Annotated in this window: 14 protein-coding genes; 5 read left to right on the top strand and 9 right to left on the bottom strand. The window is 73.2% G+C overall.

The features are described 5' to 3' along the window. Positions 1 to 74: 74 nt before the first annotated feature. From ACFUK0_RS35920 to ACFUK0_RS35905, 4 genes are all read right to left on the bottom strand, one after another. Complete coding sequence (locus tag ACFUK0_RS35920) at positions 75 to 962, bottom strand: ABC transporter ATP-binding protein (RefSeq protein WP_380257479.1); 888 nt, start codon at positions 960 to 962, stop codon at positions 75 to 77. Next, a complete protein-coding gene (locus tag ACFUK0_RS35915) occupies positions 949 to 1,995 on the bottom strand; it encodes an ABC transporter substrate-binding protein (RefSeq protein WP_380257477.1) in 1,047 nt (348 codons plus the stop codon). The genes ACFUK0_RS35920 and ACFUK0_RS35915 overlap by 14 nt, the downstream gene beginning before the upstream one ends. A 94-nt stretch (positions 1,996 to 2,089) precedes the next feature. Next, positions 2,090 to 2,938, bottom strand: coding sequence for an ABC transporter permease (locus ACFUK0_RS35910; RefSeq protein ID WP_380257475.1), 849 nt, complete (start codon positions 2,936 to 2,938; stop codon positions 2,090 to 2,092). Next, positions 2,938 to 4,128 (bottom strand): LLM class flavin-dependent oxidoreductase, encoded by a 1,191-nt coding sequence (locus ACFUK0_RS35905; protein WP_380257473.1) that lies wholly within the window; start codon positions 4,126 to 4,128, stop codon positions 2,938 to 2,940. The genes ACFUK0_RS35910 and ACFUK0_RS35905 overlap by 1 nt, the downstream gene beginning before the upstream one ends. A gap of 546 nt (positions 4,129 to 4,674) precedes the next feature. Here ACFUK0_RS35905 and ACFUK0_RS35900 point away from each other — a divergent pair. The 4 genes from ACFUK0_RS35900 to ACFUK0_RS35885 all read left to right on the top strand — a co-directional run bounded on the left by ACFUK0_RS35900 (position 4,675) and on the right by ACFUK0_RS35885 (position 9,611). Then, the gene (locus ACFUK0_RS35900) at positions 4,675 to 6,453 is read left to right on the top strand and encodes a serine/threonine-protein kinase (RefSeq protein WP_380257471.1); all 1,779 of its coding nucleotides are present in this window, start codon (positions 4,675 to 4,677) and stop codon (positions 6,451 to 6,453) included. Between the two features lie 75 nt (positions 6,454 to 6,528). Further along, positions 6,529 to 7,266: a hypothetical protein gene (locus tag ACFUK0_RS35895; protein ID WP_380257469.1), complete on the top strand. Its 738-nt coding sequence runs from the start codon at positions 6,529 to 6,531 to the stop codon at positions 7,264 to 7,266. Between the two features lie 281 nt (positions 7,267 to 7,547). After that, on the top strand, positions 7,548 to 8,372 hold the full coding sequence (locus ACFUK0_RS35890; RefSeq protein WP_380257467.1) for an aldo/keto reductase: 825 nt from the start codon (positions 7,548 to 7,550) through the stop codon (positions 8,370 to 8,372). 228 nt (positions 8,373 to 8,600) lie between these two features. Then, a complete protein-coding gene (locus tag ACFUK0_RS35885; protein ID WP_380257465.1) occupies positions 8,601 to 9,611 on the top strand; it encodes an aldo/keto reductase in 1,011 nt (336 codons plus the stop codon). Positions 9,612 to 9,668: 57 nt separating this feature from the next. Here ACFUK0_RS35885 and ACFUK0_RS35880 read toward each other — a convergent pair whose 3' ends face one another. The 3 genes from ACFUK0_RS35880 to ACFUK0_RS35870 form a co-directional block, all read right to left on the bottom strand. Continuing rightward, positions 9,669 to 10,103 carry a GNAT family N-acetyltransferase gene (locus ACFUK0_RS35880; RefSeq protein WP_380257463.1) on the bottom strand — a complete coding sequence of 145 codons (435 nt, stop codon included), beginning with the start codon at positions 10,101 to 10,103 and terminating at the stop codon, positions 9,669 to 9,671. A gap of 130 nt (positions 10,104 to 10,233) precedes the next feature. After that, a complete protein-coding gene (gene gcl, locus ACFUK0_RS35875; protein WP_380257461.1) occupies positions 10,234 to 12,015 on the bottom strand; it encodes a glyoxylate carboligase in 1,782 nt (593 codons plus the stop codon). 393 nt (positions 12,016 to 12,408) lie between these two features. Continuing rightward, entirely contained in the window at positions 12,409 to 13,041 is a 633-nt protein-coding gene (locus ACFUK0_RS35870) for an NAD(P)-dependent oxidoreductase (protein ID WP_380257459.1), read from the bottom strand. A gap of 157 nt (positions 13,042 to 13,198) precedes the next feature. Between ACFUK0_RS35870 and ACFUK0_RS35865 the strand changes: the two genes are divergently transcribed. Further along, entirely contained in the window at positions 13,199 to 13,792 is a 594-nt protein-coding gene (locus ACFUK0_RS35865; protein WP_380257457.1) for a TetR/AcrR family transcriptional regulator, read from the top strand. Positions 13,793 to 13,820: 28 nt separating this feature from the next. Here the strand turns inward: ACFUK0_RS35865 and ACFUK0_RS35860 are convergent, their stop codons facing one another. Both ACFUK0_RS35860 and ACFUK0_RS35855 read right to left on the bottom strand, forming a co-directional pair. Next, the gene (locus ACFUK0_RS35860; protein WP_380257455.1) at positions 13,821 to 15,410 is read right to left on the bottom strand and encodes a SpoIIE family protein phosphatase; all 1,590 of its coding nucleotides are present in this window, start codon (positions 15,408 to 15,410) and stop codon (positions 13,821 to 13,823) included. 322 nt (positions 15,411 to 15,732) lie between these two features. After that, positions 15,733 to 16,311, bottom strand: a 579-nt coding sequence (locus tag ACFUK0_RS35855; protein WP_380257453.1) for a family 1 glycosylhydrolase, incomplete at its 5' end; no start/stop codon positions are given.

The raw sequence follows: 16,311 nt of genomic DNA, 5'->3' as shown, positions 1-16,311 counted from the left end.
GAGCTGTTCCGGGCCCGCGGTGGTTGTCCGCCGTGGCGGCTCCGGTCCGCCGCACGGCTCAGGGGCGGACCGGCCTACTCCTCGGGCGAGCGGCGGACGGCCTCGGCGAGTTCACCGCGCAGGCGGGCGAAGTCGGCGGTGCCGCGCAGCGCCGCCGCGTCCGTCTCCGGCTCGCGCGGCAGGTCCACCGCCAGCTCCGCGACGATCCGGCCCGGCCCCGCCGCCATCACCAGCACCCGCGAGCCGAGCAGCACGGCCTCCTCGGCGGAGTGCGTCACGAACACCACGGTCATGCCGCTGCGGACGGCCAGAGCCCGCAGCTCCTCCTGGAGCCGCTCCCGGGTGAGTGCGTCCAGCGCCGCGAACGGCTCGTCGAGCAGGAGCAGCCGGGGCTCGCCCGCCAGCGCCCGGGCGATCGCCACCCGCTGCTGCTGGCCGCCGGACAGTTCCCAGGTACGGCGGCCGGCCGTCCCCGCCAGGCCGACCTGTGCCAGCAGCTCGGCGATCCGCTCGGCGCGCGCCGGGCGGGGCACGCCGAGCCGGGCCAGCGCGAAGCCCAGGTTGCCGCCCACCGTGCGCCACGGGAACAGCCGCGGTTGCTGGAACACCACACCCGCGCCGCGTCCGGGGGCGGGCGCGGCGCCGCGGACCAGCGCGGTGCCCTCGGTCGGGGTCTCGAACCCGGCCGCCACCCGCAGCAGGGTGGTCTTACCGCAGCCGGACGGGCCGACCAGGACGACGAACTCGCCGTCGGCGACCGTGAGCGAGACGTCCGCTACGGCGGTCACCGGCTCGCCCGACCGGCGGCGCAGCGGGCCCGAGCCCTCGCCCCCGTAGCGGACGGTGACCCGCTCCAGGGCGACGGCGGGCTCAGCGGCCCGTTCAGCGGCCCGTTCAGCGGTCCGTTCAGCGGCCGGGGTGGCGGAGCCGGGCCCGGCCGTGCCGGCTTCAACCCGCGGCACGGGCGAGCTCCTCGACCGCCAGCGCGGCGCCGAACGCGGCGGCGTCCGGCACGGCGTCGATCTTCTGCTGGGACTTGAGGAAGGCCGCGGCGTCGTTCAGGTTGTCGGCCAGCTTGCCCGGCGCTCCGGGCTTGCCGAGGTAGTCGGCGCCGGTCTGCTCGGCGGCGGTGAGCAGCACCAGCTGCTTCAGCTGGGCGAGCGCGTCCGCGGTGGGGAGGTTGAGCTGCTTGCCGATGGAGGCGGCGGCCTGCTCCGGGTCGCTCTTGGCCAGCTTCACGGCCTTGTCCTCCGCCTTCAGCCAGGCGGTGACGATCTCCGGGTGCGCCTTGGCGAACGCGGTGGTGACCACGCCGAGGTCGGCGGTGCGGCGGCCCTGATCGGCGAGCTCGCGACTGGTGACCAGCACCTTGCCGTCCTTCTCCAGCTCGGTGAGGGTCGGCGTCCACACGTAGGCGGCGTCGATGTCACCGCGCTTCCAGGCGGCCAGCGCGTCCTGCGGCTGGAGGTCGATGACGTTGACCTTGGACGGGTCCACGCCCGCGCCCTGCAGAGCGGCCAGCAGGGAGTAGTGCGAGGTGGAGCCGAACGGCGTGGCGACCTTCTTGCCGGCCAGCTGCTTGATGTCGGTGATCCCGCCCCGGGCGACCAGGGCCTCGTTGTCGCCGATCAGGTCGTGGATCCAGAGCACCTTGTAGGGGATGTTCAGCGGCGCGGACAGCCCCTTGGTGACCGGGCTGGAGCCGGCCAGCCCGAGGTCGACCGAGCCCGCGATGACGGCGGTGTTGACGTCGCCGCCCGAGTCGAACTTCACCCACTTGATGTCGGCGTCGGGCAGCGCGTCCTCCAGGAAGCGCTTGTCCTTCACCACCAGGTCGGCGTTCGGTATCTCCTGGTAGGCGATGCGGACGGTGGTTCTGCCCTGGCCACCGGTCTTCTTGTCGGCGGCATCGCTCGCGCAGGCGGTGACACCGGTGACGGTGAGGGCGGCGGTGGTGGCGAGCAGGACGGCCCGGCGGATGCTGGACGAGGACATGGTGGTCTCCTTGCCTGGTGGGTCGGTCTCGAACGGTGGGGTTGTGAGCGGTCGGTCCTGACGGGTCGACCGGGGCGGGGCTGCTTTTGTGCGGTCAGGCGCGGCCGCGCCAGGGCACGAAGGCCCGTTCGGCGGCCCTGAGCAGGGCGTCCAGCACGATGCCGGACAGTCCGATGGCGATGATGCCGACGATGACGACGGCGGTCTGGTTGTAGCGCTGCGCGTCGCGGATCATGCCGCCGACGCCCGGCACGCCGTTGATGGTCTCGGCGGCCACCACCGAGGTGTACGCGACGCCGACCGCGATCCGGACGCCGGTCAGGATCTCCGGCAGCGCGGCCGGCACCACCACCCCGCCCAGCAGCGACCACCGACCGGCGCCCAACGCGCGGGCCGCCTCCACCAGATGACCGGGAACGCCGCGCACCGCGGCGGCCGTGGCAGCCGCGATCGGCGGCAGCGCGGCGATCAGCAGCAGCCAGATCTTGGGCTGCTCGTCGATGCCGAACCAGATCACCAGCAGGCTCAGGTAGGCCAGCGGCGGCAGCGTCCGCAGGAAGGTGACGGCGGGCTCCAGGACGACCGCCACCGGACGCAGCACACCGATGGCCAGGCCCAGCGGGATGCCGAGGGCGATGGCATATCCGGTGCCGAGGCCGATCCGGCGCAGGCTCACGCCGAGGTGCTCGATCAGCAGGTGGTCGCGGTAGCCGCGCACGCCGTCGTGCACGGTGGAGGCCAGGACGAACTGGTGCCACACCTCGGCGGGTGACGGCACCAGGACGCGCGGCCAGATCTCCAGTGCCACCACCAGCTGCCAGCCGGCCAGCAGCACCGCGAGGGCGAGTGCGCGCAGGGCGGCCCAGCGCAGGGCGGCGAGCCGGGGAGCACGGCGGGCCGGCCGGGCGGCGGCCCGGAGGTCGATCGGCTCGGCGACGGCCATCAGGACTCGCCCCCGGCGCTCCGCGCGACGCCGTCCTGGACGGCGGCCAGCTCGCGCAGCCGCGGCGCGACCTCCTCGCCCACCCGGAACGCCTCCTCCAGGTGCGGGTAGCCCGAGAGCACGAACTCGTCGATCCCCAGCGCCCGGTACTCCGCCAGCCGCTCGGCGACCTCGTCGTGCGAGCCGACCAGGGCGGTGCCCGCGCCCTCGCGGACCAGGCCGATGCCCGCCCACAGGTTCGGCGAGACCTCCAGCGCGGCGGCGTCGGTGCTGCCCCCGTGCAGCGCGGCCATCCGGGACTGGCCCACCGAGTCCATCGCGGCGAACCGCTCCTGGGTCGCCCGGACGGCCGCCGGGTCGAGCCCGGCCAGGATCCGGTCGGCCTCGGCCCACGCCTCGGCCGCGGTGTCCCGGGCGATGACGTGCAGCCGCAGCCCGTAGCGCAGCGTGCGGCCCTGCGCGCCGGCCAGCGCGCGCAGCCGGCCGATCCGCTCGCCGATCGCCGCCGGGGTCTCACCCCAGAGCATCTGGACGTCGGCATGCCGCGCCGCCACGGCCTCGGCGGCCGGACTGGCGCCGCCGAAGTACAGCGGGACGGGGTGTTCGACGGCGGGGTCGACGAGCTGCGCCCCGGCCAGCCGGATGTGCCGTCCGTCCAGGTCGGAGCGCTTACCGTCGAGCAACTCCCGCAGCACTGCCATCAGTTCGCCGGTGCGCTGGTAGCGCTCGTCATGTCCGAGCTGGTCGCCGTAGGCGAGCTGTTCGGTGGGGTCACCGCCGGTGACGACATTCAGCCGCAGTCGGCCGCCCGCGAAACGCCGGAAGGCGTCGGCCTGTTGGGCGATCAGGGTCGGGCTGGCCAGGCCGGCCCGGAAGGCCACCAGGAAGCCGATCGTGCTGGTGTGCTGGGTGAGCGCGGCGCTGAGGATCCACGGATCGACGCAGCCGAGCCCGACCGGGGTGAGGAGCGAGGTGAAACCCGCCTGCTCGGCGGCCCGGGCCACCTGGCCGAGGTAGCCGATGTCGGCCGGACGTCGCGTGGCCGCCCGGGTGCGGCCCTGGACGGCGGTGACGCCGCCCGGGTCGCGGCCGTCCCCGCCGGTGGGCAGGAACCAGTGCAGCAGCGGTGCGGGGCGTGCGTCCGGGAGCGGGGCCGGGAGCGGGGCCGGGATGGGTGCGGGCGCGGGCATGCGGAACCTCGTGGGCAGCTCGGGGGAGGGCGCGGACCGTCGCCAGCCGGGCGCGTCCCGCAGGAGGCGACGGCCTGGGACGGGCGATCCGTCAGGTGGGGGCGTACGCCGTGTCCTTGCCCGTGGCCCGCCGCGGGCTAGGCGCGGGTGAGGCGGTCGGGCGGGACGGCGTCCGGAGCGGCCGCTCGTCGGCGGCCGAGGGCGGGACCGGGGATCAACAGCCCTCGGTACAGCGCGAAACGGCCCGACACGTCATCGTCGAAACACGCAGCAGATGCACGCGGCGACGGGTGACGAATGAGGGGGCCATGCCGCCATGGTGTCGTCCGCCCGGCGCCCGGGCAATCCCGTCTCGGATGCTGGATCAGGCCCCCGGCCTGCCCCGACCCGCGAAGGTGCTTGCCATCGGCAACAGTTGAGATGGTGTGCGAATCGCCCAAACCGTGACCTACCGGAATTGTCCATCCGGGAACCCGGCAGCGTACCGTCGCGTCGATTGCAGAGGCCGCACCATCGTGCGGCGGAGACGAACGGGGGGCGGACACGATGGACGCCGACGACGCGGGCGGAGCGGACGCCGCCACGGGCGGCCTGCTGCTGCCCGGCTACACGCACGGACGGGAACTCGGCACGGGCGCGAGCGGACGGGTGGTGCTGGCCCGCCACGACGCGACCGGCACGCCCGTCGCCATCAAGTACCTCAACCGGGACGCCGGGGCCGACAACCTCCGCGCCGAGGCCGAGGTGCTCGCCGGGCTGCGCTCGCCGCACGTCACCCGCCTCTACGAGTACGTGGAGAGCAGCCGGGGCTGCGCCATCGTGATGGAGCTGGTGGACGGCGTCGCCCTGCGCACCCTGCTGCGCGAGGAGGGCGCCACCACTCCCAGGGCGGCGCTGGTCGTGCTCAAGGGCTCACTGCTCGGGCTGGCCGCGGCTCACGCGGCGGGTGTCGTGCACCGCGACTACAAGCCCGGCAACGTCCTGGTCGCCGCCGACGGCACCTCCAAGCTGGTGGACTTCGGCATCGCGGTGCGCACCGGCGACGACCGCGACATCTCCGGCACCCCCGCCTACCTGGCGCCCGAGCAGTGGGCGGGCCGGCCCGCCTCGCCGGCGGCCGACGTCTACTCCGCGACGGTGACCTTCTTCGAGTGCCTGACCGGCGCCCGGCCGTTCGACGGCGCGACCGTCGCCGAACTGGCTGTGCAGCACACCGAGGCACCGATCCCCGACGAGCTGGCACCGGCCGAGGTACGGCCGCTGATCCGGGCGGGCCTCGCCAAGGCCCCGGCCGGCCGGCCGGACAGCGCGGCGGCCTTCGTGGCAGAACTCGAAGCGGTCGCGGCCGCCGGGTACGGTCCCGACTGGGAGACTCGCGGCTACGCCGAACTCGCCCTGGCGGTAGCGGCTCTGGCAGCTCTGCTGCCCTGGGGTGCGGGCGGCCCGGCGGACGGCGGGACGGCGCTCGCCCACACCTCCCTGGCGCAGAGCAGTGTGCCGCCGGGTGCGGCTCCGGTTCCGGCCCGGCAGGGCCTTCGGCGGCTGCGGATCGGCCGGCGTGCCAAGATCCTGGCCGGGGCCGCCGCCGGCGTGCTCGCGGCCGGCTCGCTCGCCGGGGTGGCGGTGGCCGGGGCAGGCGAACGGGACGCCCGCACCGTCCTCGCGGCCCCCTCGCCGGAGGCCACCACCACGCTGGGCCCGGGTACGCCGCCCGCCCCCTCGCCCTCGGCGCCCGGCCCCACCGGTGCCGAGCCCACGCCGGTCACCGCATCGCCGTCCCCGTCCGTCCCGCCGTCCCCGGCCGCACCGAGCACGTCGGCGACGGCCACGCCCCGGCCGCCGAGCACGTCACCGACGGCGAGCGGCAAGCCGTCACCGTCCGCGGCCCCGTCCGCCTCTCCCACCTCCGTGCCCACCGTCACCCCGACGGCCACCGCCACCGCCACCGCGTCGGTGAGCCCCGCACCGACCACGGCCGCGCCGGTGGTCACGCCCCGGGTCACCTTCCTCAACCTCGACGGCTTCCGCTGCGGCAGCGGGTACGACACCGTGGCCACGGTGACGGTGCAGACGGACGGCGCCGCCGACGTCACGCTCACGCTCAGCTGGATCCACAAGACCGCGCGGACCGTCGGGAACCCGGTGGCCGCCACCCAGACGGTGGTGATCCCCAAGGGCAGCACCACCGTCCGGGCGGACTACCCGCACGTCTTCGGTTCGAACGACCCCAACCCGATCTGGGCGGTGCAGGTCGCCACCGGTCCCGCCGCCCAGCTCAGCCGGACCACCTACGCGCAGCTCGGCGCCTGCATCCCGCTGCGCTGAGCGGCCTCCCGAACCTGACCCCGAACCTGACTCCGAGCCGCACCCCGAGTCGCACCCCGAGCCCAGGAGGGCCGCATGACCGCACCACGCAGACCGGCGCCGGGCGACGAGGACCCGACCCGCACCGTCCGCCTGGCCCAGGACCCGGACCGTACCGTCCGCCTCGGCCAGGACGCCGATCGCACCGCACGACCGGGCCCGCCGGACGAGGCCGACGACGCCACCTTCCTGGACCCGACCGCATGGGCCACCCCGGACGCGACCCAGCCGGTTCCGGCTCCACAGTCCGTACCGGCCCCGCTCCAGGACGAACCGTCACAGGACGAACGGCCCCTCGCCGAAGGCGAGTTCCGCCGTTTCGGCCCGGGCGTTCCGCCGGCCGCGGCCGCCGTCTGGCACGGTGGGGCCGAGCCCGAGCGCCCCCGGCGCCGCCGTCGCCGGCTGCTCCTGCTCCTCCTGCTGCTCGCCGTCCTCGGACTGTTCGGCTGGCGCTGGTACACCCCGGCCCTCGCCGTCACCGCGGTCACGGCCGGCACCGATCCGGCGGGTCCGTCCTGCGGTGGGGCCGCCGTCATCACTGCCACCGTGACCACCAACGGCCGGGCGGGAACGGTCCGTTACCGCTGGCTGCGCAGCGACGGCACGTCCTCCGGCGAGCTGACGCAGTCCGTTCCGGCCGGCAGCCGGCAGGCCGACCTGGTCCTGCGCTGGACGTTCGACGGCCACGGCACCCTGCCGGCCACCGCAACCGTGGAGATCCTCGCACCGGCGCGGCACAGTGCCGCCGCCACGTTCACCTACTCCTGCCCCTGAGCCCTGCCCCCGTCCCAGTTCCCGTCTCCGTCTCCGCCCCTCAACCCTTGCGACTCTCGTCGAACCCGTCGGCCGATCGGCGCGCGCAGATATAGCGCGTTTGCAAATATCAGGCGTCTGCAATTATTGTTGGCGCTCGTAAGGCGCTGTGGCAATCCTGCCCTCCAGAGCCATCGAGCGTGGCCGCCCTGCACGGGCCGCCGACCGTCCGGCACCCGCATACCCGCGGGTGGCGGAAGTGGTCATCGCATTCGCACCACGACGAGAACGAGACGAACACCATGGCCTCCATTCCCGGCATCACCCTGAACAACGGCATCACCATGCCCCAGCTCGGCTTCGGCGTCTTCCAGGTCCCCGACGAGGAGACGACGGCAGCGGTCAGCACCGCCCTGGAGTCGGGGTACCGCAGCATCGACACCGCCGCGATCTACGGCAACGAGAGGGGCGTCGGCCGGGCCCTGGCCTCCTCCGGCATCGCCCGTGACGAGCTCTTCGTCACCACGAAGCTGTGGAACGCGGACCAGGGCTACGACACCACCCTCACGGCCTTCGACGCCTCCCTGGACAAGCTCGGACTCGACCACGTCGACCTGTACCTCATCCACTGGCCGACCCCGGCCCGTGACCTCTACCGCGACACCTGGCGCGCGCTGGAGAAGCTGCTCGCCGACGGCCGGACCCGGGCCATCGGTGTCTCCAACTTCCAGCCCGCGCACCTTCAGCGCCTGCTGGAGAGCACCTCCGTCGTGCCGGTCGTCAACCAGGTCGAGCTCCACCCGGGCCTCCAGCAGACGGCGCTGCGCGAGTTCCACGCCCGGCACGGCATCGTCACCGAGGCGTGGAGCCCGCTCGCCCAGGGCGCCCTGCTCGCGGACCCGGCGATCACCTCGATCGCGGCCGGGCATGGCAGGACCCCCGCCCAGGTCGTCCTCCGCTGGCACCTGCAGCTCGGCAACGTCGTCATCCCCAAGTCGGTCACGCCCGACCGCATCCGGGAGAACCTCGCGCTGTTCGACTTCGCGCTGACCGCCGAGGAGATGGCCGCCATCGCCGCGCTGGACCGCGGTCTGCGCACCGGCCCGGACCCCGACGCCCTCAACTAGCCCCACCCGCCCCGGCGGCCGGCCGCGCCGAGCCCCGGCCGGCCGCCGGGCGCGCTCCCCGGAGAAGCACTCCGGAAAGGCACTCCGGAGAAGCACTCCCCGTACGTCCTCCTAGCACGTACGCCTCCGCACCCGTACGTCGTCCGCAACCGACCGGACCGCTCCCCGAGGGGCGGCCGACGATCGACCGCAGGCCGTACGCCCTCCCCCCGAACGAGGAACCCCGTCATGAGCATCCGCTCCCTGCTGCCCGGCCGTATCGGCTTCGGCACCGCCCCGCTGGGCAACATGTTCCGCGCCATCCCCGACGAGGAGGCCGTCGCCACCGTGCAGGCCGCCTGGGACCAGGGGATCCGCTACTTCGACACCGCACCCCTGTACGGCGCGGGCCTGGCCGAGATCCGGCTCGGCGAGGTCCTCGCCCAGCAGCCCCGCGACGAGTTCGTCCTGTCCAGCAAGGTCGGGCGGGTGGTCCTGGACGAGGTCGAGGACCCGGCCGCCCGGCAACTGGGCGAGAAGGGTGCGCTGTTCGAGCACGGCCGCCCCAACCGGATCGTCAACGACTACAGTGCCGACGCCACCCTGCGGTCGATCGAGGACAGTCTCAAGCGCCTGCGCACCGACCGCCTGGACATCGTCTGGGTCCACGACGTCGCCCAGGACTTCTACGGCGACGAATGGATCAACGTCTACGAGAGCGCCCGCACCGGCGCCTTCCGCGCCCTGACCCGGCTGCGTGAGGAGGGCGTCATCAAGGCCTGGGGGCTGGGCGTCAACAAGGTCGAGCCGCTGGAGATGACCCTCGATCTGGACGAGCCGCGCCCGGACGCGTTCCTGCTGGCCGGCCGCTACACCCTGCTCGACCACCGGCGGGCCCTCCAGCGCCTGCTGCCCGCCGCCGCCGAGCAGGGCGTCGACATCGTCGTCGGCGGCCCCTACAGCTCGGGGATCCTGGCCGGCGGGAGTCACTACGAGTACGCCCAGGCGCCCGACGACATCGTCGAGAAGGTGCGGCAGATCAAGGAGTTGGCGCAGCAGTACGGCATCGGCATCAAGGCCGCCGCTCTCGGGTTCGTGCTGGCCCACCCGGCCGTGGCCGCCGTCATCCCGGGTGCGACCCGCCCCGGGCGCATCGCCGAGGACCTGGGCGCCGTGCAGCAGCACGTGCCGCAGGAGTTCTGGGCGGCCCTTCGCGAACACGGGATCATCAGCCCCGACGCGCCCACCCCGACCGCCTGACACCCGACGCGCCGCCCCGGTCGCCCGGCACGGGAGCACCGGGCACCCGCGGACTGCTCAGAGGTTGACCTGGTAGAGGATGAAGCCGCGGTTCACGGCCACCTGGTCGTAGAGCCGCCGTGCGGTGGCGTTGGTCTCCTGGGTCGACCAGTAGACCCGGCTGCAGTCGCGCTCCCGGGCCCAGTCGGTGACGGCGGCGATCAGCGCCCGCCCGACGCCGTGGCCGCGGGCGTCCGGTGCGGTGAAGAGGTCCTGGAGGTAGCAGACGTCCGGGGCGGTGGTGTTGGCGTGCACCAGGAAGTGGGTGATGCCCACCAGCCGGCCGTCGAGCTTCGCGCCGAAGGCGTGCATCACGGTGTCGTCCTGGAAAGCCGTCCAGGCCCGGTCGTACATCTCCGGTGGGAGCGTGCGCTCGTAGAAGTCGAGGTAGCCGCGGAACAGCACCTCCCACCCGGGCCGGTCCTCGGGGGTGAGCCTGCCGATGCTGACCATGTGTGCACTGCCTTCCGGGTGAGGATCCGACAGTCGGACCCTACGCCCGGCGCGGTGGGCGCGGCGCGTGCGGGCCCCGGCGCCGCTGTGAGCGGTACCGGGGCCCGTACGGGTCGTCAGCGGGTGGCGGTCAGGACCTGAGGGCCTTGATGGCGGTCGGGGCGTGGCCGGGTTCGGTGGCCAGCTCCTCCCACTCGTTGACGGCGTCGATGCCGGCGCCGCCCATCGAGATGTTGGTGACACGCTCCAGGATCGCCTCGACGACCACCGGGACGCGGAACTCGGCGGCCAGCTTCTTCGCCAGCTCGAAGGCGGGCAGCAGCTGGTCCGGTTCGGTGACCCGGATCGCCTTGCAGCCGAGGCCCTCGACCACCTTGACGTGGTCGACGCCGTAGACGCCCAGCTCGGGGGAGTTGATGTTCTCGAACTCCAGGTTGACCTGGAAGTTGATGTCCAGGTTGCGCTGTGCCTGGCGGATCAGGCCGAGGTAGGCGTTGTTCACGAGCACGTGGACGTAGGGGATCCGGTGCTGGGCGCCGACGGCCAGCTCCTCCAGCATGAACTGGAAGTCGTAGTCGCCGGAGAGGGCGACGACCGGGGTCTCGGGGTCGGCGGTGGCGGCGCCCAGCGCGGCCGGGATGGTCCAGCCGAGCGGGCCGGCCTGGCCGCAGTTGATCCAGTGGCGCGGCCGGTAGACGTGCAGCATCTGTGCACCGGCGATCTGGGAGAGGCCGATGGTGGTGACGTAGCGGGTCTCCGGGCCGAAGGCCTTGTTCATCTCCTCGTACACGCGCTGCGGCTTGAGGGGCACGTTGTCGAAGTGCGTCCGGCGCTGGAGGGTGGCCTTGCGCTCCTGGGTGGCGGCGGCCCACTCGCTGCGGTCGGGCAGCCGGCCGGCCGCCTTCAGCTCCTTGGCGACCTCGATGAACAGTTCCAGCGCGGCCTTGGCGTCGGAGGCGATACCGAAGTCCGGGGCGAAGATCCTGCCGAGCTGGGTCGGCTCGACGTCGACGTGGACGAACTTGCGGCCCTCGGTGTAGACGGCCAGGTTGCCGGTGTGGCGGTTGGCCCAGCGGTTGCCGATGCCGAGGACGAAGTCGGAGGCCAGCAGGTTCGCGTTGCCGTAGCGGTGCGAGGTCTGCAGGCCGACCATGCCGGCGTTCAGCTCGTGGTCGTCGGCGATGATGCCCCAGCCCATCAGGGTCGGGATGACCGGCGTGCCGGTCAACTCGGCGAACTCGACCAGCAGTTCTGCGGCGTCGGCGTTGATGACGCCGCCGCCGGCGACGATCAGCGGGCGCTCGGAGTCGAGCAGGAACCGGATCGCCTTCTCGATCTGCGGGCGGGTCGCGAACGGCTTGTAGACCGGCAGCGGCGCGTAGGTCTCGGGGTCGAACTCGATCTCGGTGAGCTGGACGTCGATCGGCAGGTCGATCAGGACGGGGCCGGGCCGGCCGGAGCGCATCAGGTGGAACGCCTGCTGGAAGACGCCGGGGACCTGGGCCGCCTCCAGGACGGTCGTCGCGGCCTTCGTCACCGGCTTGGCGATCGAGGCGATGTCGACGGCCTGGAAGTCCTCCTTGTGCAGGACGGCGGTCGGGGCCTGGCCGGTGATGCACAGGATCGGGATCGAGTCGGCGATCGCCGAGTACAGACCGGTGATCATGTCGGTGCCGGCCGGGCCCGAAGTGCCGATGCACACACCGATGTTGCCGGCCTTGGCGCGGGTGTAGCCCTCGGCCATGTGGGAGGCGCCCTCGACGTGGCGGGCGAGCGTGTGGCGGATCTCGCCGGAGGCCTTGAGCGCCGCGTAGAAGGGGTTGATGGCAGCGCCCGGCACGCCGAACGCGACGTCCACGCCTTCGCGCTTGAGGATCTCCACTGCCGCGCGGGCGGCTGTCATACGAGGCATCGGGTTTCTCCTGCGTCGGCCCGCTGTGGGCCGGAGGGCTCATCTCCAGGATTCCACGATGCGGAAGAATGGTTTTGGTATGCGGAAACAACGTACGGCGGTGCTCGCGCGGCCGTCAAGGAAATCTTCAACAGAATGTTGTAGCCGCGAATCCGCCCAGGCTGTCACGCGTACGGGCACCCGGCCAGGGCGGCTTCCTACAGGTCACGGGCCCGAACGCGGCGCCGGCCTCGTCGGTTGATGCAAGGCGGGGCGGGTGGGGCGGGATGGGGCCCGGCGGGTGGAGGTCGGCAGGGTCCGGGCCGGTGTGCGGGCGATGCCGCGCCGCACACCGGCGGGGACGTGCGAGCTGTGCGTCGTGAGCTGTGCCCACGGTGTCCACGGCGCGCCGGGTCAGCGGGTCAGGATGACGCGGCGGCGCGTCCCCTCCTCGGTGGTGGCCGCCTTGAGGAGGAAGTCCGCGACGTCTGCGCGGCTGACCCTCCCGCCGATCCGGCCGGTGCCGCTGTCGGCGTCGATCGTCCGGTAGGTGCCGGTGTGCGGCCCGTTGGTGAGCATGACCGGCAGGGCGACGGTCCAGTCCGGGCCGCCGCCGGCGATCCTGTCGTCGGCCACGCCCTTGTCGGCCATGAGCCTGCTCATCAGCAGTCGTGACGCGGCGCTCTGGATGACCGACTGCTGCCGGGCGGTGGCGCCGGCGCCGAGTGCGGACAGCCAGACCAGGCGCCCGACGCCGCTGTCCGCCATGGCGGCGAGCACGGCGTCGGCGGCGCGGGTGGCCAGGGTCGATGTGAAGTCCTTGCCGGGGCCGAGGGCGGAGACGACGGCCCGGCTTCCGTGCAGGGCGCGCTCGACGGCGTCGGTGTCGGTGGCATCTCCCGTGATCACGGTGACCCGGTCGTCGTCGCGCTGGGGCAGGCGGGCGGGGTCGCGTACCAGGGCCGTGACGTGGTGGCCGGCCTCCAGGGCCTGCCGGAGAACCTGCTGGCCGGTGGGGCCGGTGGCGCCGAGAAGGGTGATCTGCATGGTCTTGCTTTCTTCGCGAGGGCGGCGGACGAGCGGCGGCTCGCCACAAGGTGAGCGGCCGCCCACTTTCTATCATGAGCGTGCGCTCACCTTTCCGCAAACAGTGGCCCGGTCACAGCTACAGTTGGGTGGCACACGGCACGGAAAGGCGGACTCGATGGGGCAGGACCGGACTCTGCGGGCGGACGCGGCTCGCAACCGCGCCCGAATCCTCGACAGCACCCGCGAGCTGATCACCCGGTACGGCGCCGAGGTGTCCACCGACGCCATCGCAGCGGCCGCAGGCGTCGCCGCCGGCACCCTGTACCGTCATTTCCCCAACAAGTCGGCGCTCCTGGACGCGGCTCTGCAGGGAACCCTGGAACGACTGGCCGACATCACCGAGGCCGCCTGGGAACAGGTGGCGAACGGGCGCACCTCCGCGATGGAGGAGTTCCGCGCGCTCGCGACCACCTACGTCGACACCGCCGCCGAGGACCGCGCCTTCCGCCTGGCCGCGGACCGCCTCGCCGAGGGGTACCGCTTCAGCGCCGACCAGCTGGAACGAGCCACCCGCGCCGGACAACGTCTGATCGAGCAGGCGAAGGCGGACGGGGACATGCATCCGGACGTCGTCATCGAGGACGTCTACCTGCTGCTGCACTCGGCTCCCGCCGACACCCACGCCCCGGCACGCGCACGCTGGCTCACCTTCATGCTCGCGGGCTTCGACGCCGGCCGGCGACAGTGGCAGACGACCGGAGGCCGGTAGACCGGCACGTCGCAGCTACCCCCGGCGGTCAGCTCGTCCCGGTCCCGGTCCCGGTCCCGGTCCCGGTGCCAGGGTCATGGTCGGGGCCCGGAGCGGGTGTGATGCGGGCGGCGAGGACGGTGACGTCGTCGCGCTGCCAGTCGACGCCGTGCCGGTCGGCCGCGCGGTAGAGATCGGCGATGGCGCTCTGCGGGTCGGTGGCCGTCATGGCCCGCAGGGTCTGCTCGATCCGGTCGGCGCCGAACTCCTCGCCGTGCGCGTCGCGTGCCTCGGTGAGTCCGTCGGTGGCCAGAACGAGCAGGTCGCCGGGGGCGAGGTGGGTCAGGGCGGTCTCCCAGGGCCGGCCGGCCGCGTCGATCATGGAGCTGACCAGCGGCCCGGTGGCGTCGAGCTGCTCCACGGTGCCGTCCGCGCGCCGCAGCAGCGGAGGCTCGTGGCCGGCGTTGACCCACTGGAGGGTTCCGGCCCTCGGGTCGAGGACGGCGATGGCGAGGGTCACGAAGCGTTCGTCCTCCGTGGCGAGGACGTCCCAGGCGGCCCGGACGGCCTCGTGCGGGCGGTGTCCCAGGCTGAGCGCGGTGGAGACGCGGCCCTTGACCGTGACGCTGGTCAGGCCGGCCTGGACGCCGTGCCCGGACATGTCGCCCTGGACGAGGGCGGTGGTGCCGTCGGGCAGGGCGAGGATGTCCCAGAAGTCGCCCGCGACCAGGCCCTCGGCGGCGACCAGGTAGCCGTCGGCGTCGATGCCCGGGCCGGGTTCGGCGTGGGCGACGAGGAAGTCGGCGACCCCGACGGCCGCCTCGCCGTGCTGGGTGAGGGCCTCGCGGTCCCGGCGGGCGGCCCACAGGAGTTCCCGGGTCCGCACCCGCAGTCGCTCGGCCTCGTCGGAGACCTCCCGCAGCCATCCGCGCTGCGGGCCGGGCACGTGGCCGGGTACCCCGTGCCCGGCCTCCTTCAGGCGGAGTTCGAGGACGGCCAGCGGCCGCAGGACCCGTCGGATGCCCAGCACGACCATGCCCACCACCAGCGCGAGGAGCACCACGGTGAGCGTGGTGACGACGATCAGCATGCCGCCGCGGTGGGCGGAGGCGTCGGCCATGGCGTCGTCCCGGGTCTCGGCGATCCGCTCGGTGAGCCGGTTGCCGCTGGTGCGCAGTGGCCGGGGGTCGGAGGTGCGGACGGCCTGGGCCCTCACCTGCGCCGAGGCGTCGGGCGCCGGTGCGGCGGCGCTCGGGCCGACGGCGGCGAACCAGTCGCCGAGCTCGTGTTCCAGCTGGGCGAGGTCCAGGTTCAGGCGGGGGACGGAGGTGGCGAGCCGGTTCAGCTCGGAGAACGTCTCGGCCGCCTCGGCGGTGCCCGCGTCGAGTTCGCCCAGGTAGGAGGCGTCGTTGGTGAGCAGATAGCCGCGGCGGGTGGCGGACTGCCCGTTCACCACGGTGGCGAGGTGCTCGGCGGCCGCCGCCGCGGGGTCCAGGCGGTGCCGGATGAGATCGGCGGTCCGCCCGCCGGCGGCGTGCATCTCGGCGAAGACGACACCGGCCGCCGCGAGCGGCACGGCCAGCGCGGCCGCGCACAGCAGCACGACGCCCCGGGGCGAGAGGCCCCGGGGGCGCGTCATGGATAGGTTGGTGCCGATCCGCACGGCGGTTCTCCCGTCCGACCGGACGAGCGCGTTGGCGCCCGGTCTCGTTCGGCGTGCCGACGGTCCTTCCGCAGCGAACGCTTGACCCTTGCAACGATGCGGGACGGCCCGGAGACGGACAAGGGGCTAAAGGTCACATAAGCGGCAAAAGCCCCACCCTCGGCATGGCGGGCGAGGCCGCAGACGTCGGCCGGTGAACCCGGCCCGAACGCCGAGCACCGGCCCACCCCGGTGGAGCATGGGTGGCCGGTGCGTCGGCGTTCATCGGACGTGGTTCCGTGCGGTGCGGTGTGGTGGGTCAGGCGGTGTTGCGTGTGCGCAGGCGGTGGTCCGTGATGAGCTGTGCGTAGCGGGTTCCGCTGGTCTTGACGGTGCGTTGCTGGGTTTTGTAGTCGACGTGGACGAGGCCGAAGCGCTTGTCGTAGCCGTAGGCCCATTCGAAGTTGTCGAGCAGGGACCAGGCGAAGTAGCCGGCGAGGGGGGCGCCCTTGCGCACGGCGCGGGCGCAGGCCGCGAGGTGCTCCTCGAGGTACTGGGTGCGTTCGGGGTCGTGGACGCGGCCGTCGGCGTCGACGGTGTCGTGGTAGGCGGAGCCGTTCTCGGTGACGTAGATCTTCTGGACGCCGTACTCGTTGCCCAGGCGGAGCAGGAGTTGTTCGAGGCCGGGGCCGTGGACTTCCCAGTCCATGGCGGTGTGTTCGACGTTGGGGCCGGGGACCTGGCGGAAGTGGGGTGCGGGGCCGGTGGGGTCGCCGGTGACGATCTGCCGGAAGTAGTAGTTCAGGCCGATCCAGTCGAGGGGGGCGCTGATGAGTTCCATGTCGCCGCTCTGGACGGGCAGTTCGACGCCGTAGAGGTCGAGCATGTCCTGGGGGTA

Origin of the sequence: Kitasatospora sp. NPDC057223 (assembly GCF_042669755.1) — a bacterium.
Lineage (GTDB): Bacteria > Actinomycetota > Actinomycetes > Streptomycetales > Streptomycetaceae > Kitasatospora.
Note: the sequence above shows the minus strand (reverse complement) of the source record. Positions and strands in the feature narration are given on the sequence as shown.